Here is a 20,518-nt window from a genome sequence, read left to right as displayed (position 1 = left end):
TTAATTCCCCTTCACAGCAGCGACGATCTTCTGCGCCGCATCGTCGAGATCGTCAGCCGAAATAACGTTCAGGCCGCTCTCGTTGATGATCTTCTTGCCGAGTTCCACATTGGTGCCTTCAAGACGGACAACCAGCGGAACCTTCAGGCCGACTTCCTTGACCGCAGCGATCACGCCTTCGGCGATCACGTCGCACTTCATGATGCCACCGAAGATGTTGACCAGAATGCCCTGGACAGCCGGATCAGCGGTGATGATCTTGAACGCAGCCGTCACCTTCTCCTTGGAAGCGCCGCCACCAACGTCGAGGAAGTTGGCAGGTTCTGCACCGTAGAGCTTGATGATGTCCATCGTTGCCATGGCAAGGCCTGCACCGTTGACCATGCAGCCGATATTGCCATCGAGAGCGACGTAAGCGAGATCGTATTTGGAAGCTTCGATTTCTTTTTCGTCTTCTTCCGATAAATCGCGCAGTTCCTGAATGTCAGGATGACGGAACAGCGCATTGCCGTCGAACGATACCTTGGCGTCGAGAACGCGCACGCGGCCATCGGTCATGACGATCAGCGGGTTGATTTCGAGAAGGCTCATGTCCTTTTCGGTGAAGGCTTTGTAGAGGATCGGGAACAGCTTGAGGCCGTCTTCGCGAGCCTGACCTTCAAGCTTCAACGCGTCGGCGAGCTTGTTGGCGTCTTCATCCGTTACGCCCTTGGCCGGATCGATGGCGACAGTCACGATCTTTTCAGGGGTTTCTTCGGCAACGGCTTCGATGTCCATGCCGCCTTCGGTCGAAACGACGAAAGCCGGACGGCCGACGGTGCGGTCGATCAGGATCGAGAGATAAAGCTCGCGATCAATGTCGGCGCCGTCTTCGATGTAAAGGCGGTTGACCTGCTTGCCAGCAGGGCCGGTCTGCTTGGTGACGAGCGTGTTGCCCAGCATTTCCTTCGCATTGGCAACCACTTCCTCAACCGACTTGGCGAGGCGCACGCCGCCCTTGGCGTCCGGGCCGAGTTCCTTGAACTTGCCCTTGCCGCGACCGCCAGCGTGGATCTGGCTCTTGACGACGTAAAGCGGGCCAGGAAGCGTCTTTGCCCATTCTTCCGCCTGTTCGACGGAATAGACAGCCACACCATTGGCGATCGGCGCGCCGTAGGTGTGAAGCAGGCGCTTGGCCTGATATTCGTGAATATTCATCTGGTTGTCCTCTACGGATTCCCGGTTCGTCTGGCGAACCGGTACGGCCCAAATCTTCGACCAATATTGACAGCCGGAAAAGGCCGGAGCCCCATCAAAAACAGGGCATCCGGCCTTGTCTGGATATTACTTGAGCGACGGAGCGATAGCGATGCAAGCCTCGCAAAGACCGGCAACCGAAGCCACCGACTTTTCGAACTCGGCCTTTTCCTGACCGTCGAGATCGATTTCGATGATGCGTTCAACGCCATTGGCGCCGATCACGGTCGGCACGCCGACATACATGTCCTTCACGCCATACTGACCGCTCAGCTGGGCAGCGACAGGCAGAACGCGCTTCTTGTCCTTGAGATAGGATTCAGCCATCTGAATGGCCGAAGAAGCCGGAGCGTAGAAAGCCGAACCGGTCTTGAGCAGGCCGACGATTTCCGCACCGCCATCACGGGTGCGCTGGATGATCTTGTCGAGCTTTTCCTGGCTGGTCCAGCCCATCTTGACCAGATCCGGCAACGGGATGCCTGCAACGGTCGAGTAGCGCGCCAGCGGAACCATGCTGTCGCCGTGGCCGCCGAGTACGAATGCGGTGACATCTTCAACCGAAACGTTGAATTCTTCCGAGAGGAAATAACGGAAGCGGGCGCTGTCGAGAACGCCAGCCATGCCGACGACCTTGTGAGCCGGAAGGCCCGAGAACTTCTGCAGAGCCCAGACCATCGCGTCGAGCGGGTTGGTGATGCAGATGACGAAGGCTTCAGGCGCATATTTCTTGATGCCTGCGCCGACCTGTTCCATCACCTTCAGGTTGATGCCCAGAAGATCGTCGCGGCTCATGCCAGGCTTGCGCGGCACACCGGCGGTAACGATGACAACGTCCGCGCCTTCGATGGCTGCGTAATCGTTGGCGCCGGTAAACTTCGCATCAAAACCGTCAACCGGAGAAGATTCGGCGATATCCAGTCCCTTGCCCTGCGGAGTACCTTCCGCAATGTCGAAAAGGACGACGTCGCCCAGTTCCTTCAGACCGGCGAGATGAGCGAGCGTGCCGCCAATCATACCGGAGCCGATGAGGGCAATCTTGTTGCGTGCCATGATTGTTTCTTTCCTCAAGTTTGATCCAGAAACGCATGAAGCCATCCGGTGTCCTCCCGGAAACGCTTAAGCGCTGCGAGGGTTCGATATGACTCTTTGCAAAAAAACACAACTCATTATTTTGCGACCAATGTTTTCAATCGGTTAGAATTATATGTTCTTACGTAAACGTAAGATAATTGGGCGAAATAATGGCAATTGCCCTCCTTCTCGCCCGCCACCACCATGCCGATGGTGCGATAGGCAAGCCGCCAATCCGATCGGTCATTGCCGCAGCCCGCATCCATATGCACGGTGCAACAATGCTGGAGCAGATACATCCTTCCGGGTGCACCAAGGTTGCTCCAACTATCTGAACCTGCACGCCCTCACCTCCAAAATCGCCTGCGCGTTCCGGGGCAAATGCGCTGAATTTGCGCGGGCACGATAGCCGATTGAGGATATAAGTCCAGTCTGTGGCAATCAGATGATAGGATCAGGAGATTGCTCGCCAGAGAGAGCCCGCAGAATCGGCGAGCCGTACTTTCCACCAAACCGATGCGCGAAACGCACAGGTCTCACCCGGCATTCTCCGGTATCTGCGACAGATATTCGGCGCTCTGCATTTCAAAAAGACGCGACGCGGTGCGGTCGAATTCGAACGCTTCGGTGCCGCTTTTTGCGACGTAGAGCTTCTCCGGCTGCGCTTCCGCCGTGATGAACACGCGGGCGTGGTGATCGTAAAGAACGTCCACCAGCAGTATGAAACGCTTGGCTTCATTGCGTCGCGACAGGTCGAGCATCGGCACATTGTCGATGAACAAGGTCGAATAGCGACCGACAATGGCCAGATAGTCCGTAGCGCCGAGCGGACGGCTGCACAGTTCCTCGAAACTGAAACGCGCAGCACCCGGAACGGCACGCGGCACCTCGACGTCACGCCCCTTAATGCGGATCGCGTCCGGCCTTTCTTCCATGCCGTCCTTCTGCGCGGCCCAGGCGGCATCCATCCGCTTTGCCGTCTCGCCGCCGAGCGGAGCGAGATAAACCGGCTGCAAATCGAGCTTTTCCAGCCGGTAGTCGGTGCGCGAATCGAGATTGATCACATCGACATGCTTCTTGAGAATATCGACGAAAGGCAGGAACAGCTGACGGTTGAGGCCGTCGCGATAGAGATTGTCCGGCGCGACATTCGACGTAGCGATCAGCACGACCCCGCGCGCGAAAAGCGCGCTGAAGAGGCGCGACAGGATCATCGCATCGGCAATGTCTGTGACGGTGAATTCGTCGAAGCACAGCACCCAGGCCTGTGCGCTCAGCGCATCGGCGACCGGCGGGATCGGATCGTCCTGCTTGGTTTCTCCGCGCTTCAAAGCCTGACGATGCGCATTGATACGGTCATGCACATCGGCCATGAAATCGTTGAAATGCGCACGGCGTTTGCGTTCGACGGGCAGAAGCTGGAAGAACATATCCATCAGCATGGTCTTGCCGCGCCCGACCTCGCCATGGACATAAAGCCCCTTGACGATCTCCTGCGCCTGCTTGCGCTTGCCGAACAGCCAGCCCAGCGCGCTGGATTTGCGGGAAAGCCGCTTGGTGCAGATTTCCTCGATCAGCCGGTCGTAGCGGTCGGTGAGTTGCAACTGGGCGGGATCGGCCTCCACATCGCCGGATGCTACCATCGCATCATAATGCTCGCGGACGGAGGGAAACGCTTTCAGATTACCATCAAAGGACATGACAGGTTCCGTGAACCTCTAATTAAACATCGGCGGAGCAGTCCGGAGACGCCCCGCCGTGATCGATTGTTTCGGCTTTATATCAGCGAGAAAGCGACAGAGCCTGACCGCCGGTGGTCTGGCCGTCGAAACGGCCCGGACCCGACGAATAGAGCGAAGCGACCGTGCCGCCCGATCCATCGTAAAGCACAAGCTGCTTGCCGTTGACGGCCCAGGAAGCGAGGTTTGCCAGTTCGCCCGGGCAGCGCAGCGGGCCTGCGCGGAAACCCTGACCATATTTGGTCTGAGGCGTAGCAACCTTACAGCTCTGGCCGCCAAGCGAAGCGTTCCAGACGCCTGCGACCGTGCCCGGCGTCAGATCAGGCGCGGATGCGGGCGGCAGGCTTGCAACCTGCGTGTTGCCCGGCTGCATGCCGGGATTGGACGTGGGCGCGGTCGGGAATTGCGAAGCATCCGGTGAATTGAGATTGCCCTTCTGAACGGCTCCCTGCGGCGCGGCCTGCAAGGGCGCTGGCGGAGGGGGCGGCGAAACCGGGCCGAGATCATTGTTCATCCGGGAGCTCTGGCAGCCGACCAGTACGATGCCAGCCGCCGCCAGGCTCAGCAAACTTGCTTTCGAAATTCCCATCAGGTTCTCCATTTCGGTCGAGGTCTCGGGGAAAGAGGCGCGAACCACGCGTCTGCGAAACCAAACATCACGACAATATTGCCGCGATAAAATGGCTATATGGTTAAAAAATCAACACTGCCGCCCGGCAATTTGAGCAGGAGAGACCATTCCGGGTTTGAAATTGCTCATATATTTGGTGACTGGGACAGGAAGGCCACAGTTTAGTATCTGCGCAGATCGAAACGGAACGGCACAATCAGCCCTATAAGCCCCCAGCAAGGTTAGCTTCATTGCTGGCACTGGCAATTTGCCGGGTTTTCCGCCATATAGACGCCAGATAACTCATTCAATGAACCGTGTCGGCTGCTTCAATGCAACCGCAGGCAGAACGGAACTACAAAAACCATGGCCACCAGGGCAGCCTTCGCCAAGATGAACGGGCTCGGCAATCAGATCATCGTTGCCGATATGCGCGGTCGCGCAGACCGCATCACGCCCGACGCCGCCATTCATCTTGCCAGTGCGCGTGAAACGGCCTTCGACCAGATCATGGCCATTCATGATCCACGCACGCCGGGCACCGACAATTATATCTCCATTATCAATTGCGACGGCACGGAAGCGCAAGCTTGCGGCAACGGCACGCGCTGCGTGGTGCAGGCGCTGGCAGCCGAGACCGGCAAGCGCGCCTTCACCTTTGAAACCCGCGCCGGAATTCTGACCGCAACGGAACATGATGACGGGCTGATCACCGTCGATATGGGCAAGCCGCATTTCGAATGGCAGCAAATCCCGCTTGCCGAAGCATTCCACGACACGCGCATGATCGAGCTTCAGGTCGGGCCCATCGATGCGCCCGTGCTGCATTCGCCTTCGGTCGCCTCCATGGGCAATCCGCATGCGATCTTCTGGGTGGACCGCGACGTATGGTCCTTTGAATTGGAAAAGTTCGGCCCGCTTCTGGAAAACCATCCGATTTTCCCGGAACGCGCCAATATCTCGATTGCCCGCGTCACGTCGCCGGAAACAATGGACCTGCGCACCTGGGAACGTGGCGCGGGGCTGACCCGCGCCTGCGGTTCCGCCGCCTGCGCCGCCGCCGTTTCCGGCGCACGCACGCGCCGCACTGGCCGCAACGTCACGGTCAATGTTCCGGGCGGCCCGCTCAAGATCGAATGGCGCGACGACGATCACGTCATGATGACCGGTCCGGCGGAATGGGAATTTTCCGGCACATTCGACCCGGCAAGCGGCGACTGGAGCCGCGATTTTGAAGGCGGCCCGGCAACCGACAAGACTGGGGATAAGGGTGCGGCCTGATGAGTGTGGAAGTCGTAACATTCGGATGCCGTCTCAACACCTATGAATCCGAGGTGATGAAGCGCGAAGCCGACGCTGCCGGTCTTGGACAGTTGAAGGATGGCGCGATCATCTTCAACACCTGCGCCGTGACATCGGAAGCCGTGCGTCAGGCCCGTCAGGCCATCCGCAAGGCGCGGCGCGAAAATCCGGAAGCCCGCATTATCGTGACCGGCTGCGCGGCGCAGACCGAAGCCGACAATTTCGCCTCCATGGATGAAGTGGACCTCGTGCTTGGCAATGAGGAAAAGCTGAAATCCAACTCTTATCGGATGCTGCCCGATTTCGGTGTGAACCAGTTCGAGAAGGTGCGCGTCAACGACATTATGGAAGTACGCGAAACCGCAAGCCACATGGTCGATGCCATAGAAGGCCGGGCGCGCGCTTTCGTGCAGGTCCAGAATGGCTGCGACCATCGCTGCACCTTCTGCATCATCCCCTATGGCCGCGGCAATTCCCGCTCGGTGCCGATGGGTGCTGTGGTGGAACAGGTGAAGCGCCTTGTCGGCAATGGTTATGCCGAAGTGGTGCTGACCGGCGTGGACATGACCTCCTATGGGCCGGACTTGCCGGGAAGCCTGCGTCTTGGCAAACTGGTCAAGACGGTTCTCAATCAGGTGCCGGACCTTCAGCGCCTTCGCCTCTCATCGATCGATTCCATCGAGGCGGATGACGATCTGATGGACGCCATTGCCAATGAAAAGCGGCTAATGCCACATCTGCACCTGTCCTTGCAGGCGGGTGACGACATGATCCTGAAGCGGATGAAACGCCGCCATCTGCGCGACGATTCCATCCGCTTCTGCGAAACCGTGCGTTCACTGCGGCCAGATATCGTGTTCGGTGCCGACATCATCACCGGCTTTCCGACCGAAACCGAGGACATGTTCCAGAACTCGATGAAAATCGTCGAGGAATGCGGGCTGACCCATCTGCACGTCTTCCCCTATAGCGCACGCGAAGGCACGCCTGCCGCGCGTATGCCGCAGGTGCGGCGCGAAATCGTCAAGGAACGCGCCGCCCGGCTGCGCGCCGAGGGCGACAGGGCTTATGAGAAACATCTTGCCTCGCTCACCGGCACGACCCAGCGTCTGCTGATCGAGAAGGAAGGCATCGCCCGCACGGAAGGCTTTACGCTCGCAGCCATTGATAATGGCGCACCGGGTGAAATCATCGAACGTGTGGTGACGGGCCACGACGGTGAGAAACTTCTCACCCGCGCCGCCTGACCATCAGCTGCATAAACTAAGGCATCGGAATCCATGGCTATCGGTTTCATCAAGAGAATGTTCTCCTTCGGCAAGAAGGAGGTCGAGGAAAGGCCGGTCGATCAACCGGCGCCCGAGACCGTAACCGAAGTCACACCCGCGCCAGAACCTGAAGCGCCGGAAGCACCGATAGCCGAAGAACCGACGGTTCATGCCGAGCTGGAAGCGCCGGTTGCCGAACCTGTCGAAGCGCAGCCTGAAAAGCCGCAAGAGCCTGCTGCGGTCGAGGAAACTGCCGAAGAACAGCGCGAACCGGAACATCCGGTCGCGGAAATCGAAATTCCAATCGAGCAGCCGCCGGTCATGGAACCGGCGGTGATCGAACCGCCGTTTATTGAGCCAGAGGCCGAACCGGAACCCGAAGCCGAGCCAGAACGGGCTCCTGAACCGGAAAAGCCCGAAGAGCCGGAGCCTGTCGAAACACCTGCTCCCGTCGAAGCGGAGCCGGTGGGGGAAATTGCATCTGCGCCTGAACCAGCGCCAGCGCCAGCGCCCGCCAAGCCGAAGAAGGTCAAGGTTTCCAAGGCCGTCGAGGAACAGGCGGAAGAAGCGCCTGCCGCCCCTATCGCCGAGCCGAAACTGTCGTGGTTCGAGCGCTTGCGGCGCGGCCTGTCGCGTTCGTCCTCATCGCTCAGCGAATCCATCGGCGGCATTTTCACCAAGCGCAAGCTGGATGAGGACACGCTTCAGGATTTGGAAGACGTGCTGATCCAGGCCGATCTCGGCCTTGAGACCGCGATGCGCGTCACCGATGCGCTGGCCTCCGGGCGCTATGGCAAGGATGTTTCGAGCGATGAAGTGCGCTCGATCATGAGCACGGAAATCGAGAAAGTGCTGGGTCCCGTCGCCAAGCCGCTGGAACTCGACCTTTCGCATAAGCCGCATGTCATTCTGGTGGTCGGCGTCAACGGCACCGGCAAGACCACGACCATCGGCAAGCTCGCGGCAAAGCTGACGGCAGGTGGCCTGAAGGTCATGCTGGCGGCCGGTGATACGTTCCGCGCCGCAGCCATCGAACAGCTGCATATCTGGGGCGAGCGCACCGGCGCACCGGTCGTCTCGTCCAAGTTGGGCGCTGATGCGGCGGGCCTCGCCTATGACGCCTGGGAAAAAGCCCGGGACGCGGGCAGCGACGTGCTGATCATCGATACAGCCGGGCGCTTGCAGAACAAGGCCGAACTGATGGACGAACTGGCCAAGATCGTGCGCGTGCTCGGCAAGCACGACCCGGAAGCGCCGCATACGGTGTTGCAGACGCTCGACGCCACGACAGGCCAGAACGCGCTCAATCAGGTGGAAATCTTCAAAAATATCGCCGGTGTGAACGGGCTGGTCATGACCAAGCTTGACGGCACGGCGCGGGGCGGCATTCTTGTCGCCATTTCGGCCAAGCACAAGCTGCCGGTCTATTTCATCGGTGTCGGCGAAGGCGTCGATGACCTCGAACCATTTGCGGCCAATGAATTTGCCCGCGCCATTGCAGGAGTTGCCTGATGGAGCACCCCGTCTTCGAACGCGATCCGTCGCAGAAGAGCGAAGCCGAGCGCAAGGAAGTGCCACCACTGCTCAAACTGGTGCTGGAGTTGGGGCCGCTTCTGGTATTCTTCTTCGCCAATGCGCGCGGCGAAACGCTGATCGAACGTTTTCCCGTGCTCGCTTCCATCGGCGAGCCGATCTTTCTGGCCACCGCCCTGTTCATGGTCGCGACGGTGATCGCGCTCACCATTTCATGGGCCATGACGCGCACCCTGCCCATCATGCCGCTCATTTCCGGTATTGTGGTTTTGGTGTTTGGCGCGCTGACGCTCTGGCTGCACAACGACACCTTCATCAAGATGAAGCCAACTATCGTGAACACGCTGTTCGGCGCGATCCTTCTGGGCGGGTTGTTCTTCGGCAAGTCGCTTCTGGGCTATGTGTTCGATTCGGCCTTCCGGCTCGATGCCGAGGGCTGGAAAAAGCTCACCTTCCGCTGGGGCCTGTTCTTCATCTTTCTGGCGGTAGCCAATGAAGTCGTGTGGCGCAATTTTTCCACCGATGCGTGGGTTTCGTTCAAGGTCTGGGGCATCATGCCCATCACCATCATCTTCACACTTTTACAAATGCCGCTTATCCAGAAGCATTCATTGACAGAGGACAATAAGCCCGCATCATAGTCATATGAACAGCGGGAATTGAGGGAATCGCGGCATGGTCGAAATCGCACACAAGCTTGAGATCGAACAGTTCATCTGCCGCAGCGACAATTATGGCGTGTTGATCCACGATCCTGTCAGCGCGCTGACGGCGGCCATCGATGCGCCCGACGCCTATGCCATCGAAGCAGCGCTTGAACGGCGCGGCTGGACGCTTGATTTCATTTTCACGACGCATCATCACCTCGACCATGTCGAAGGCAATGCCGCACTGAAAAAGAAGTTTGGCCTCAGCATCATCGGCCCCAAGGATGAAGAGAGCAAAATCCCCGGCATCGACCGCACAGTCCACGACGGCGAAGAATTCACCTTCGGGCTTTTCAAGGTCAGGGTCATATCCACGCCCGGCCATACGGCTGGCGAGATTTCCTATTACATCCCCGACGCCAAAGTGGTCTTCACCGGAGATACACTGTTTGCGCTTGGCTGCGGGCGGCTTTTCGAGGGAACGCCAGCGACAATGTTCCGCTCACTGCAAAAGCTCGTTGCTTTGCCCGGCGATACCGCCATCTATTGCGGCCACGAATATACCGAAAGCAATGCGCGCTTTGCGCTGAGCATCGACCCGGATAATTCCGCGCTGAAAGAACGGGCGCTGGAGATCGGTCGGCTGCGCACTGCCGACAAGATGACCTTGCCGTCGAGCATCAGCCTCGAAATGGCCACCAATCCGTTCCTGCGCTGGCATGACAGCCGCATTCGTGCCCGCCTTGACATGCAGGATGCGCCCGACGAAGCCGTGTTTGCAGAGATCCGCAAGCGTAAAGACCTGTTTTAGAGCCGTCGCCTATGGCGACTGCTCTATATAATTGTTTCACGCATAATCTTGTCCGAAAAGTCTGCAACTTTTCGGGATTATGCTTTTAGGATAAGACGACGATGACCCTTTCCCGCTTCAAAAGCCTGAACCGCGCCGCTCTTATTGGCCTGTCGCTTGTTGTCCTGCCTGCTTCTGCCGGAATGGCTTATGCGGAAGACATCCTGTCGATCGCCACGCCGCCGGAAACGCCAGCCGAAATCAACAATTTCAAGCTGAGCGAAGATCTTCTGACGCGCATGGAAAAGGTCCATGCCGAGCTTGAGAGAATGCAGCTTTCCCCAACCGCGGAAGAAGGTCAGGACGCCCGGCCTTCGATGGATTCCATGGTGAAAAGCATCGAATCGCGCCCGCAGGTCGTGGAACTGATGAAGGCGCAGAACATCGCGCCGCGCGATTATCTGCTCGCCTATTTCGCCATGATGAGCGCCCTTGCCGCCGTCGATGCGGAAGAAGAAGACCAGCTCGTCGACGAGGTGAAGGGGATCAATCCCGAACACGTCGCCTTCGGCAAGCAATATGGCGACCGCATCCGCGAACTGATCGGGGAATAGTCTCGTCCCTCCCCCAGCTTCTCATCATTCTCACCCAGCACCTCCGCCCCTCATCCTGAGGAGCCGTCGAAGACGGCGTCTCGAAGGATCAGGCACCGAGCTATTCCCCCTCGCCCTTCGAGACGGTGCTGCGCACCTCCTCAGGATGAGGGGGCCGGAGAGGCCGTCAGGCTTTTTGCCTCAACAGCCGCAGCGCATTCATCGTCACCAGCACGGTCGCGCCGGTATCGGCCAGAATGGCGGGCCACAGCCCGGTAATGCCCAGCACGGTCGTCACGAGGAAGACAGCCTTCAGCCCAAGCGAAATGGCGATATTCTGATGAATATTGCGCATGGTTCGCTTCGACAGATCGACCATCGCCACAACATCACCGACCCGGCCATGCAGCACCGCTGCATCAGCGGTTTCAAGCGCCACGTCCGTGCCGCCACCCATGGCGATGCCGACATCCGCGGCAGCAAGGGCTGGCGCATCGTTGATACCGTCGCCAACCTTGGCGACGATCTGCCCCTCACCCCGCAATTCGCCGACAATGCGCTGCTTGTCCTCGGGCAGCAGTTCGGCGCGCACTTCAATACCGAGGTCGCGCCCAATAGCTTCTGCCGTGCGGCGGTTATCGCCCGTCAGCATCACCGTGCGGATACCGGCATCTTTCAGTGCCTTGAGCCCGGCAACAGCGTCTGCGCGCGGTTCGTCACGCATGGCGATTGCACCGGCAATCCTGCCACCGGCGACCAGCACCGAAACCGTCTTGCCTGCATCGTTGCAGGCAGCGATCCGGGTAGCCAGTGCCTCGGGGATAGCCGACACATCGTTTGCCGCCTTGCGAGACCCGAGGAACAGTTCGGTGCCGTCCGCAGTACCGGACACGCCCTTGCCACCATGAGCTTTGCCTTTCGCGACCGCAGAAAGCTTCAGCCCGCGCTCTTCCGCCGCCGACACGATGGCCAGCGCCAGCGGATGGCTTGAACCTGCATCGAGCGATGCAGCAAGGCGCAGCACCTCATCCTCCGGCAGAGCACCGGCAAGCACGTCCGTAACCTTCGGTTTGCCTTCGGTCAGCGTGCCGGTCTTGTCGAAACAGGCGGTCGTGATCTTGCCGATGGTTTCAAGCACGGCGCCGCCCTTCATGAGAAGGCCGCGCCGGGCGCCCGACGACAGGGCCGCAGCGATTGCAGCCGGTGTGGAAATGACCAGCGCGCAAGGGCAGCCGATCAGCAGGATCGCAAGGCCCTTATAGATCCACTCGTCCCATGCGCCCCCCGCGACCAGCGGCGGGAGAATGGCCACGAGTGCGGCAACGACCACCACGCCGGGCGTGTACCAGGTCGAGAAGCGATTGATGAAACGCTCGGTCGGAGCCTTGGCCTCCTGCGCTTCCTCCACCAGCCGCACGACGCGCGCGATGGTGTTGTCCTGTGCGGCAGCCGTCACCTTCACACGCAGCAGACCATCGCCATTGATCGTTCCGGCAAAGACAGTGTCGCCTGCGGTCTTGCCGACCGGCGTGCTTTCGCCGGTGACTGGCGCTTCATCGATAGCGCTTTCACCGGACAGGATTTCACCATCTGCTGGCATACGGTCGCCCGGGCGCACGGAAATGACATCGCCCACGGCAAGACTGTCGGCAGCAACTTCCGTGGTCGCGCCATTGCGCTCCAGAAAGGCCGTCTTCGGCACAAGGGCGGTCAGTGACTGGATGCTGGCGCGGGCCTTGCCCGCCGCAACACCTTCCAGCAATTCGCCGACGAGGAACAGGAACACGACTGCCGCCGCTTCCTCTGTCGCGCCGATGAACACCGCGCCAATCGCGGCAATCGTCATCAGCATTTCGATGGAGAACGGCGTGCCATTGATCGCAGCCATATAAGCGCGTCTCGCAATCGGCACGAGACCGATCAGCATCGCCGCTGTAAAGGCCCAGAGCGAGATCGACGGATAAAGATGACCGATCACATAGGCCACCACCAGTCCGCCACCGCTGATGAGCATCGTGCGGCCTTTGTCCGTCCGCCACCATGACAGGGGCTTAGACGGTGCGCTGGCCTCGGGCGTCGCTGCGGATGGCGGTGTGGCGAGGGCGGTTTTATAACCAAGCCCCGTCACCTTTCCGGCAATCTCGTCACTGTTTGCAGAGCCATCATGATTGACAGTCATAGTTCCGTTGGTCACGGAAACCGACACATCGCTGACGCCTGCAACGCGGCGCACCGCCGTGTCGATCTTCGCGGCGCAGGATGCACAATCCATGCCCGACACCTGGAAACGGAAGCTGTTGGCCGATGCCGGTATGGCTGCCGGTTCATCCTCATGATCGTGGTCATGCCCAGAATGATCATGGTCGTGATCGTGAGTGTGCCCCGAATGGTCATCGCCGTGGTCATGATCATGGTCGTGACCAGCGCAACTTCCGTGATCATGGTCGTGCGCATGCGCGTTAGGCTTGGGCGCATCGGCGCGCTTTTCGGCGGCCAGCCGTTCTGTGCGATAGCCGAGGCTGCGCACTTTCTTTTCTATATTTTCGGGTTTGCTGCTGCCGTCATGTAGCACGGTCATCGTGCCTGCGGTGACCGAAACGGAGACATCCTCCACGCCCGACACGCGGCGGACAGCGGTATCAATCTTGGTCGCGCAGGACGCGCAATCCATGCCGTCCACACGAAAGCGAATCTGGTTTATTGCCTTATTCATGACCTGCCCTTTCAGAGCACTCTTGAATTGTCCTGAACAGGGTCTACATCCTCTAGTGACTAGAGGAGCAAGAGAAAAATGACAAACAATCTTCCCATTGGTGAGGCCTCCAAAGCCAGCGGCGTCAAAGTGCCGACCATCCGCTATTATGAGCAGATTGGTTTGCTGCCGGTGCCGCCGCGCACGGAGGGAAATCGCCGCCTGTATGACAAGAGCGATGTTCAGCGGCTTTTGTTCATCCGCCACGCGCGCGATCTGGGTTTCGAGGTGGATTCCATCCGCACATTGCTCGAATTGCAGGATAATCCCGATCAGTCATGCGCCATGGCCGATGCCATCGCCCGCGCCCGGCTTGTTGAGATCGAACACCGCATCACCAAGCTTCTCTCTCTGAAGACGGAACTGCAACGCATGCTGGAATGCACCGCCCATGGCCGTATCGACCAATGCCGGGTGATCGAAATTCTGGGCAATCACGACGAATGCCTGCACCCCGCGCACTGATTGCGCGGTGTTGTTTTAATTCACCTTCTCGAAGCGCGTGGCGGTAATTTTCAGCGTGCCGATCTGGGTGCCTATCCGCGCGACGACCGGCGCATAAATGCCCGAATCGCCCAGCGAAGCGAAGGACACGCTGATCCGGCTTTTATTGCTCAGATAGTCGATCGACTTCTTGCCTTTCTGATAGCCGGAAATCGGAATGAACTTGGCCGAGCAGATCACCGACTCGCCGGTAAAGCCATCGGCGGTGAACGATTCGGTGCCGTTGAAGGAAAGCTTGATGTCGGCGCGCGTCTGCCCGTCAAACACGCTCAGTGTGCGATTGCAGACTGAACGCGGATCGGTGGCGGGGATCATCAGGGCGCTCAGCGGATCACTGACATTGAGCAGATCCTGCGGCGTAGTCTCCACCCATGGATCGCGCTTCTTCACCGGCGGCTGGTTTTCCGAAGCCACCACATTGCCATTGGCAAAACGTATCGTCGTGCGCTTGTTCTTCCGCCCGTGCTTGTAATTGAGATCGAAACCGCTCGGAACAACCCGCCCGTTGACCGCATTGCCAGTCACGGTCACCGTACCTTTGGTATCATCGAAAACGCGCGCAAGGCCGGACGTTTTGAAATTGCCGTTCAGATCATATCTGGAGCCACTGACCGTCGTTTCGGTTGCGGCGCGTGCAATGGAAAGGCCGAAAATCGAAATCGCATATTCGGTTCTGTAGAGATCGTTCGCCTGTGCTACTCCCGTGGTCAGCGCGAAACCTGCACATGACAAGAGAACAAGCTCTTTCAGCCGGTTCGCTACGGGTTTCGATAAGAATGGCGGCTCGATCATATTCGGCGTTCCTTTCTGCGTCCCGGCCCGGAAAGAGGACCTATGGTTTTCAACCACATTGAGCTGTCAAAAAGTTGCGAGAGATTCTTCGATACAGTATCTGTGTAAGCCAAGCAAAACCGGCGAAGTTATGATCGCAGCGTTTCGTGAAGGCGATGCGAATGCCGTAAAACCGCGCTGTGACGGCATCGCGGCGGAATCTCACTTGACTGCAAGCGCTCCTGTCACTATAGAAACGCGACTTTCCCAATAGGCCGCCTGTCCGAAACCGCGCGCCAGCAGCATTAAATTGCTTTGAATGCTTGAATTCGGACATTCTGGTCGGGGCCTGAGCAATTCCAGCAAAAATGCGAAGCAGTTTGCTCAAGGATTGCGAGGAAACGGAACGAGGGACCTTTTCGCTTTTCGAAGAAAACGAAAAGGGCCGGAAACAAAATTGAAGGTGAGACCAAAATGTCCCGCGCTTGTGAATTGACCGGCAAGTCGGTCCAGTACGGCAACAATGTCAGCCACGCGAACAACAAGACGCGTCGCCGCTTTCTGCCGAACCTCTGCAATGTTACGCTGATCTCTGAAGCACTCGGCCAGAGCTATCGTCTGCGCGTTTCTGCCAACGCCCTGCGTTCGGTTGAACATCGCGGCGGCCTCGACGCTTTCCTCGTCAAGTCTGACGACAAGGAACTGTCGCAGCGCGCTCGTCTTCTGAAGCGCCAGATCGCTAAGAAGCAGGCTGAAGCTGTTGCTGCCTAAGCAATAATCCTGAAAACCCGCATGGTTTGTGGGCTTTTCTAAAAAGGATTATGCTTCGGACAGAAGACGCAGTCTTGAAGATTTGACAAAAAAGGCTGACAGTTTGTCGGCCTTTTTTGCTGGTTCCATCACCCAGGATAAAAAAATGCCTATTGAGAATCCTGCATTATCCCGGCTTTTGCCGGCTGTACTGGCTATGTGCGTGGCGGTTGCCGCGTCGAATATTCTGGTCCAGTATCCTTTCCAGCATTTCGGCCTCGGCGAAGTGCTAACCTATGGCGCCTTTACCTATCCGGTCGCATTTCTGGTCAATGATCTGACGAATCGCCGCTTCGGCCCCGCCGCGGCGCGCAAAGTGGTCTATGCCGGTTTTGTGCTCGGCGTCGTCATGTCGATCTGGCTGGCCACGCCCCGCATCGCCATCGCATCAGGGACCGCCTTTCTGCTGGCCCAGCTGATGGACATTACCGTTTTCGACCGCCTGCGCCGCAAGACCTGGTGGAAAGCACCCTTCGCAGCCGCCATGTTCGGCTCGGTGCTGGACACGATCCTGTTCTTCTCGATCGCTTTTGCGGCGGGCTTTGCATGGATCGACAGGCTGACCGGCATGCCTGATTCGTCACTGACGGAACCAGCCTCGTTCCTCGGCCTGGGCGTCCCGCTCTGGGCGTCGCTCGCCTTCGGTGATTTCTTCGTGAAGGTCATCATGGGAACGCTGATGCTGATTCCCTATGGCGCAATCCTCGCCATATTCGCCCCGGCTCTGTATGCAGCCGGTCGCGCGACCGCAGAATAAGGCGAGAAAAAAGGGGCTTTAAAGCCCCTTTTTTATCTTCTTCCGCCAGCCCGGCGTTTGCCTTTTCCGGCGGATGCCGCGCCCTGCTCTTCGAACAGGGATGCAAGCTGCTCGGTCATTGCGCCTGCCAGCTCTTCCGCATCGACAATCGTTACAGCGCGACGATAATAGCGTGTCACGTCGTGGCCGATACCGATGGCGATCAGCTCGACCGGCGAACGCGTTTCGATCTCTTCGATCACCGCGCGCAGATGCCGTTCCAGATAATTGCCTGGATTGACCGACAGCGTGGAATCATCCACCGGCGCACCATCCGAGATCATCATCAGGATCTTGCGCTGCTCGGGGCGACCCAACAGGCGCTGATGCGCCCATATCAGCGCTTCACCGTCGATATTTTCCTTGAGGAGCCCTTCGCGCATCATCAGGCCCAGATTGCGCCGTGCGCGACGCCATGGCGCGTCAGCGCTCTTATAGACGATGTGGCGCAGATCGTTGAGGCGACCCGGATTGGCAGGCTTGCCACGCGACAGCCAGGCCTCGCGCGACTGACCGCCCTTCCAAGCCTTGGTGGTGAAACCAAGAATCTCAACCTTGACGCCGCAACGTTCCAGCGTGCGGGCCAGAATATCGGCGCAGGTGGCCGCAACCGTGATCGGGCGACCGCGCATGGAGCCGGAATTGTCCAGCACCAGCGTCACCACCGTGTCGCGGAAATCCGTATCCCGCTCCATCTTGTAGGAAAGCGGCTGGGTCGGATCGACCACGATACGCACGAGGCGCGCCGAGTCGAGATAGCCCTCTTCCAGATCGAAATCCCAGGAGCGGCTCTGCTGCGCCATCAGGCGGCGCTGGAGGCGATTGGCGAGACGGCCCACCACGCCCTGCAGATTGGCCAGCTGCTTGTCGAGAAACCCGCGCAGACGGTCCAGCTCGGCCTCATCGCACAGATCGGTCGCCTCGACCTCTTCGTCGAATTCGCGCGTGAAAACCTTGTAGTCGATCTGCTCGGCGAAATTGGCGAAAGGCTGATTGGGACGGCGCGTATCGCCCGGCGTTTCCGCGTCGATATCCTCGCTGTCGTCCATATCGTCGGCGGATGCATCGGCGGCATCCATCTCGCCCTGCTCGCCTTCTTCGCTGGAACTATCCGACTCTTCGCTTTCAGCGGAATCGGAACCTTCCTGGCTTTCATCGCCGCCTTCTTCGTTCTCGTCAGAATCCGGCGTCTGTTCTTCGTTCTGTTCCTGATCGTCGCTCGGCTCTTCCTGCGACAGCTCTTCAGCCATGTCCATGGAAGCGAGCATATCGCGCACCGTGCGCGCAAAAGCCTGCTGATCGTCGAGATTTTCACCAAGACGCGCCAGATCGCCGCCAGCCTTCTGCTCGATCCAGTCCCGCCACAGCTCCAGTACTTCGCCCGCTTCCGCAGGTGCGGCCCGTCCGGTCAGCTTTTCGCGCAATAAGAGCGACACCGCTTCTTCAAGCGGGGCGTCTTCCTTGTCCGTAACCGCGGAGAAATTCGCCTTGGCATATTTGTCGGCCAGCATGGTCGCCAGATTATCGGCAACGCCTGCCATGGCACGCGCGCCGATGGCCTCGACACGGGCCTGCTCGACAGCATCATAAATGGCGCGGGCCTGTTTGCCTTCCGGCGCGAGCTGCGCATGAATGCGGGGATTGTGGCGCGCCTGACGCAGCGCCATCGAGTCGCCAAGGCCACGGGTCACGGCAATGTCGTGCGCGGTCGGGCGCTTCGGAAGATCGGGCAGTCGGGCGCGGTTGGCCGTCAGAGCGGGGCGATCATTGCTGAACGCCACTTCCAGCTCGTTCTCGCCGGAAATAGCGCGCATGCAAGCGGTGATCGCGCGCTTGAACGGCTCGGAGTCCACTGGCCCCGGCTTGCGCTCGCGCGAATTGTCGCCCATTCCTGACATCTGGCCTGACATATGCCTATCCTGCTTCCCATCAAATCAAGGCCCTGCCGCCATGGCGGCGACAGGCATCGTCAATTTTGCTCACGCTTGTCTGCCCCGAAACGGTTTCCGCTTCGGGAGACAGCATCAGGCCAGAACGATATTGGCCGCCGATTCCGGCAGTTCCGCACCGAAGGCGCGCTGATAGAACTCAGCCACCGTCGCGCGTTCCAGTTCATCGCACTTGTTGAGGAAGGTCAGGCGGAAGGCAAAGCCGATATCATTGCCGAAGATCGCCGCGTTTTCTGCCCAGGTAATGACGGTACGCGGGCTCATCACGGTTGAAAGATCACCATTGATGAAAGCCTGACGGGTCATGTCGGCGACGCGAACCATCTTGTTGACGATCTCGCGGCCTTCCGCATTCTGGAAATGCTTGGCCTTGGCCAGAACGATTGCCACTTCATTGTCATGCGGCAGATAGTTCAGCGTCGTCACGATGGACCAGCGGTCCATCTGCGCCTGATTGATCTGCTGCGTGCCATGATAAAGGCCGGTCGTGTCGCCAAGACCGACCGTGTTGGCGGTCGCGAACAGGCGGAAAGCAGGGTGCGGATGAATAACGCGGCTCTGGTCGAGCAAGGTCAGGCGACCGGAGGTTTCCAGCACGCGCTGGATTACGAACATCACGTCCGGGCGACCGGCATCATATTCGTCAAAGACCAGCGCGACATTGTGCTGGTAGGCCCAGGGCAGGATGCCATCCTTGAATTCGGTGACCTGCACGCCGTCCTTGACGACGATGGCGTCCTTGCCGACGAGATCGATACGGCTGACATGGCTGTCGAGATTGACGCGGACACAAGGCCAGTTCAGGCGCGCCGCAACCTGCTCGATATGGGTCGATTTACCCGTGCCGTGATAGCCGGAGACCATCACGCGGCGGTTATAGGCAAAACCGGCCAGGATCGCGAGCGTCGTCTGACGGTCGAAAAGATAATCCGGATCACGCTCCGGCACATAGGAGTCGCCCGCCGCATAGGCCGGTACTTTCATGTCGGAATCTATACCGAACACATCGCGCACCGAAACCGTCGTATCCGGCAAATTGGCTATATCCCGCTCAACCTTGTTCATCATGCCTCCAGGGCGGCAGGACTGTCCGGCCGCGACATCCAAGTATCATCCGGGGCATGATGACCGGCAAGCCGGTGGTATGCCCCTTCCGTCGTTCGTTGCGGGCATCCATGCTTGAATCCGCGCCTTCCAGCACGGCAGGAGAATGTCCGTCAAAGCATTTTGCAGCCAGATGAAAACATCTGGCATCGCATAAATGCGGCTTGAGCCACAGCTCGACTTGATCAATCAAAAACCGGCCAGTTCAAGACTGGCCAATCCTTCATGCTCTAGCAAAAACCTGCCTGCTTGAGCAATTGATAAGCCTGAATGACATCGCGGAATCTCTCTTCAGAACCGCGGTCACCACCATTCGCATCGGGATGGTGCTGTTTTACCAGCTCTTTATAGCGCGCCTTGATTTTATCGCTAGTCGAATTCGGTTCAAGTCCGAGTGTAGCGAGCGCTTTGATTTCCAGCGTGCGCGGCTTGCGCTTAGCTGTTGCCCCCGGCTCCTGCCCTTTTGCTTCTTTCACGAAATTGAATGGATCGCGAATGCGATTGTGATAGGAAGCCGAGCCGGAACGCATCTTGGCCATGTCGGGGGAAGTGCGCGCCTTGGCCGTCGAATTCGCCGTCGTGGACCAGGTTGGACGATGGCCAGTGACCGCATCCTTCTGGAATTTGGCGATATCTCCATCGGCAAGACCGGAGAAATAGTTGAAATTCTTATTATATTCCCGCACGTGGTCTATGCAGAAGTGGAAATATTCCCCTTCGCGCATGCGTCCGACCGGCGCGCGATGCGTGCCGGGCTTGTCACAACCGTCCCACTGGCAGCAAGGGCCGCTGGACTTGGCCTGCTGCGTCTTTTTCGGGCGGATGCGGATACTGTCGAAAAGTTTGGAGTTCGTGGTCATCGAATCAATTATGCGGATTAAGGGGTTGCTAAACAAGAATTGACATTTCGTCCGGTTGGGCTTTTGGCCATTTCAACTGGGCGAAATTTTGAAGCGGATCTGGTTCCTGTGCGGATTTGCCCCACCTTGGGCCGTCGGGGCTTGAGTCTATATGAAGCACAGCGTGTATATGGGGAGAACGAG

19 protein-coding genes are annotated in these 20,518 nt (G+C 58.8%); 10 read left to right on the top strand and 9 right to left on the bottom strand.

All coding sequences use genetic code 11. The features are described 5' to 3' along the window. Both sucC and mdh read right to left on the bottom strand, forming a co-directional pair. Positions 1-1,197: an ADP-forming succinate--CoA ligase subunit beta gene (gene sucC, locus QLQ11_RS09260; RefSeq protein WP_109369970.1), complete on the bottom strand. Its 1,197-nt coding sequence runs from the start codon at positions 1,195-1,197 to the stop codon at positions 1-3. Positions 1,198-1,323: 126 nt separating this feature from the next. Continuing rightward, positions 1,324-2,286, bottom strand: coding sequence for a malate dehydrogenase (gene mdh / locus QLQ11_RS09255; RefSeq protein WP_109369971.1), 963 nt, complete (start codon positions 2,284-2,286; stop codon positions 1,324-1,326). Positions 2,287-2,477: 191 nt separating this feature from the next. Here mdh and QLQ11_RS09250 point away from each other — a divergent pair, with 191 nt between their 5' ends. Beyond that, a complete protein-coding gene (locus tag QLQ11_RS09250; RefSeq protein WP_167836047.1) occupies positions 2,478-2,642 on the top strand; it encodes a hypothetical protein in 165 nt (54 codons plus the stop codon). A 201-nt stretch (positions 2,643-2,843) separates the two neighbouring features. Here QLQ11_RS09250 and zapE read toward each other — a convergent pair whose 3' ends face one another. Next, positions 2,844-4,007 carry a cell division protein ZapE gene (gene zapE / locus QLQ11_RS09245; RefSeq protein WP_109369973.1) on the bottom strand — a complete coding sequence of 388 codons (1,164 nt, stop codon included), beginning with the start codon at positions 4,005-4,007 and terminating at the stop codon, positions 2,844-2,846. Positions 4,008-4,089: 82 nt separating this feature from the next. Next, positions 4,090-4,635, bottom strand: a complete 546-nt coding sequence (locus QLQ11_RS09240; RefSeq protein ID WP_283735974.1) for a protease inhibitor Inh/omp19 family protein — start codon at positions 4,633-4,635, stop codon at positions 4,090-4,092. 387 nt (positions 4,636-5,022) lie between these two features. Between QLQ11_RS09240 and dapF the strand changes: the two genes are divergently transcribed. From dapF to QLQ11_RS09210, 6 genes are all read left to right on the top strand, one after another. Then, on the top strand, positions 5,023-5,937 hold the full coding sequence (dapF, locus tag QLQ11_RS09235) for a diaminopimelate epimerase (protein ID WP_109369975.1): 915 nt from the start codon (positions 5,023-5,025) through the stop codon (positions 5,935-5,937). Then, positions 5,937-7,205, top strand: coding sequence for a tRNA (N(6)-L-threonylcarbamoyladenosine(37)-C(2))-methylthiotransferase MtaB (mtaB, locus tag QLQ11_RS09230; protein WP_124915132.1), 1,269 nt, complete (start codon positions 5,937-5,939; stop codon positions 7,203-7,205). Before dapF ends, mtaB begins: the two co-directional genes overlap by 1 nt. A 33-nt stretch (positions 7,206-7,238) precedes the next feature. Beyond that, positions 7,239-8,738, top strand: coding sequence for a signal recognition particle-docking protein FtsY (gene ftsY / locus QLQ11_RS09225; protein ID WP_109369977.1), 1,500 nt, complete (start codon positions 7,239-7,241; stop codon positions 8,736-8,738). Beyond that, a complete protein-coding gene (locus QLQ11_RS09220; protein WP_109369978.1) occupies positions 8,738-9,400 on the top strand; it encodes a septation protein A in 663 nt (220 codons plus the stop codon). The genes ftsY and QLQ11_RS09220 overlap by 1 nt, the downstream gene beginning before the upstream one ends. 34 nt (positions 9,401-9,434) lie before the next feature. After that, the gene (gloB, locus tag QLQ11_RS09215; RefSeq protein WP_109369979.1) at positions 9,435-10,217 is read left to right on the top strand and encodes a hydroxyacylglutathione hydrolase; all 783 of its coding nucleotides are present in this window, start codon (positions 9,435-9,437) and stop codon (positions 10,215-10,217) included. Between the two features lie 101 nt (positions 10,218-10,318). Beyond that, a complete protein-coding gene (locus QLQ11_RS09210) occupies positions 10,319-10,810 on the top strand; it encodes a hypothetical protein (RefSeq protein ID WP_109369980.1) in 492 nt (163 codons plus the stop codon). Positions 10,811-10,976: 166 nt separating this feature from the next. Here QLQ11_RS09210 and QLQ11_RS09205 read toward each other — a convergent pair whose 3' ends face one another. Next, complete coding sequence (locus QLQ11_RS09205) at positions 10,977-13,502, bottom strand: heavy metal translocating P-type ATPase (RefSeq protein WP_283735975.1); 2,526 nt, start codon at positions 13,500-13,502, stop codon at positions 10,977-10,979. A gap of 78 nt (positions 13,503-13,580) precedes the next feature. Here QLQ11_RS09205 and QLQ11_RS09200 point away from each other — a divergent pair, with 78 nt between their 5' ends. Continuing rightward, complete coding sequence (locus QLQ11_RS09200) at positions 13,581-14,006, top strand: helix-turn-helix domain-containing protein (protein ID WP_109369982.1); 426 nt, start codon at positions 13,581-13,583, stop codon at positions 14,004-14,006. 15 nt (positions 14,007-14,021) lie between these two features. On the opposite strand, the gene QLQ11_RS09195 is transcribed toward QLQ11_RS09200, so the two are convergent. Continuing rightward, a complete protein-coding gene (locus tag QLQ11_RS09195; protein WP_109369983.1) occupies positions 14,022-14,837 on the bottom strand; it encodes a DUF3108 domain-containing protein in 816 nt (271 codons plus the stop codon). 453 nt (positions 14,838-15,290) lie between these two features. Here QLQ11_RS09195 and rpmB point away from each other — a divergent pair, with 453 nt between their 5' ends. Together rpmB and QLQ11_RS09185 are read left to right on the top strand one after the other, a co-directional pair. Next, positions 15,291-15,587 (top strand): 50S ribosomal protein L28, encoded by a 297-nt coding sequence (gene rpmB, locus QLQ11_RS09190; protein ID WP_078337585.1) that lies wholly within the window; start codon positions 15,291-15,293, stop codon positions 15,585-15,587. Between the two features lie 145 nt (positions 15,588-15,732). Beyond that, positions 15,733-16,383, top strand: coding sequence for a queuosine precursor transporter (locus tag QLQ11_RS09185; protein WP_109370332.1), 651 nt, complete (start codon positions 15,733-15,735; stop codon positions 16,381-16,383). 32 nt (positions 16,384-16,415) lie between these two features. On the opposite strand, the gene cobT is transcribed toward QLQ11_RS09185, so the two are convergent. The 3 genes from cobT to QLQ11_RS09170 all read right to left on the bottom strand — a co-directional run bounded on the left by cobT (position 16,416) and on the right by QLQ11_RS09170 (position 20,335). Further along, complete coding sequence (cobT, locus tag QLQ11_RS09180) at positions 16,416-18,332, bottom strand: cobaltochelatase subunit CobT (RefSeq protein ID WP_109369984.1); 1,917 nt, start codon at positions 18,330-18,332, stop codon at positions 16,416-16,418. Positions 18,333-18,446: 114 nt separating this feature from the next. Then, on the bottom strand, positions 18,447-19,436 hold the full coding sequence (gene cobS / locus QLQ11_RS09175) for a cobaltochelatase subunit CobS (protein ID WP_109369985.1): 990 nt from the start codon (positions 19,434-19,436) through the stop codon (positions 18,447-18,449). Between the two features lie 269 nt (positions 19,437-19,705). After that, entirely contained in the window at positions 19,706-20,335 is a 630-nt protein-coding gene (locus QLQ11_RS09170; RefSeq protein WP_109369986.1) for a J domain-containing protein, read from the bottom strand. Positions 20,336-20,518 lie beyond the last annotated feature (183 nt).

This window comes from Ochrobactrum sp. SSR (assembly GCF_030067775.1).
In the GTDB taxonomy this organism is placed as follows: domain Bacteria; phylum Pseudomonadota; class Alphaproteobacteria; order Rhizobiales; family Rhizobiaceae; genus Brucella; species Brucella teleogrylli.
Note: the sequence above shows the minus strand (reverse complement) of the source record. Positions and strands in the feature narration are given on the sequence as shown.

What these genes read in the sequence shown, in the direction of transcription:
- sucC (WP_109369970.1), bottom strand. Translation starts at nt 1,197, where the DNA reads ATGAATATTCACGAATATCAGGCCAAGCGCCTGCTTCACACCTACGGC.
- mdh (WP_109369971.1), bottom strand. Translation starts at nt 2,286, where the DNA reads ATGGCACGCAACAAGATTGCCCTCATCGGCTCCGGTATGATTGGCGGC.
- QLQ11_RS09250 (WP_167836047.1), top strand. Translation starts at nt 2,478, where the DNA reads ATGGCAATTGCCCTCCTTCTCGCCCGCCACCACCATGCCGATGGTGCG.
- zapE (WP_109369973.1), bottom strand. Translation starts at nt 4,007, where the DNA reads ATGTCCTTTGATGGTAATCTGAAAGCGTTTCCCTCCGTCCGCGAGCAT.
- QLQ11_RS09240 (WP_283735974.1), bottom strand. Translation starts at nt 4,635, where the DNA reads ATGGGAATTTCGAAAGCAAGTTTGCTGAGCCTGGCGGCGGCTGGCATC.
- dapF (WP_109369975.1), top strand. Translation starts at nt 5,023, where the DNA reads ATGGCCACCAGGGCAGCCTTCGCCAAGATGAACGGGCTCGGCAATCAG.
- mtaB (WP_124915132.1), top strand. Translation starts at nt 5,937, where the DNA reads ATGAGTGTGGAAGTCGTAACATTCGGATGCCGTCTCAACACCTATGAA.
- ftsY (WP_109369977.1), top strand. Translation starts at nt 7,239, where the DNA reads ATGGCTATCGGTTTCATCAAGAGAATGTTCTCCTTCGGCAAGAAGGAG.
- QLQ11_RS09220 (WP_109369978.1), top strand. Translation starts at nt 8,738, where the DNA reads ATGGAGCACCCCGTCTTCGAACGCGATCCGTCGCAGAAGAGCGAAGCC.
- gloB (WP_109369979.1), top strand. Translation starts at nt 9,435, where the DNA reads ATGGTCGAAATCGCACACAAGCTTGAGATCGAACAGTTCATCTGCCGC.
- QLQ11_RS09210 (WP_109369980.1), top strand. Translation starts at nt 10,319, where the DNA reads ATGACCCTTTCCCGCTTCAAAAGCCTGAACCGCGCCGCTCTTATTGGC.
- QLQ11_RS09205 (WP_283735975.1), bottom strand. Translation starts at nt 13,502, where the DNA reads ATGAATAAGGCAATAAACCAGATTCGCTTTCGTGTGGACGGCATGGAT.
- QLQ11_RS09200 (WP_109369982.1), top strand. Translation starts at nt 13,581, where the DNA reads ATGACAAACAATCTTCCCATTGGTGAGGCCTCCAAAGCCAGCGGCGTC.
- QLQ11_RS09195 (WP_109369983.1), bottom strand. Translation starts at nt 14,837, where the DNA reads ATGATCGAGCCGCCATTCTTATCGAAACCCGTAGCGAACCGGCTGAAA.
- rpmB (WP_078337585.1), top strand. Translation starts at nt 15,291, where the DNA reads ATGTCCCGCGCTTGTGAATTGACCGGCAAGTCGGTCCAGTACGGCAAC.
- QLQ11_RS09185 (WP_109370332.1), top strand. Translation starts at nt 15,733, where the DNA reads ATGCCTATTGAGAATCCTGCATTATCCCGGCTTTTGCCGGCTGTACTG.
- cobT (WP_109369984.1), bottom strand. Translation starts at nt 18,332, where the DNA reads ATGTCAGGCCAGATGTCAGGAATGGGCGACAATTCGCGCGAGCGCAAG.
- cobS (WP_109369985.1), bottom strand. Translation starts at nt 19,436, where the DNA reads ATGAACAAGGTTGAGCGGGATATAGCCAATTTGCCGGATACGACGGTT.
- QLQ11_RS09170 (WP_109369986.1), bottom strand. Translation starts at nt 20,335, where the DNA reads ATGACCACGAACTCCAAACTTTTCGACAGTATCCGCATCCGCCCGAAA.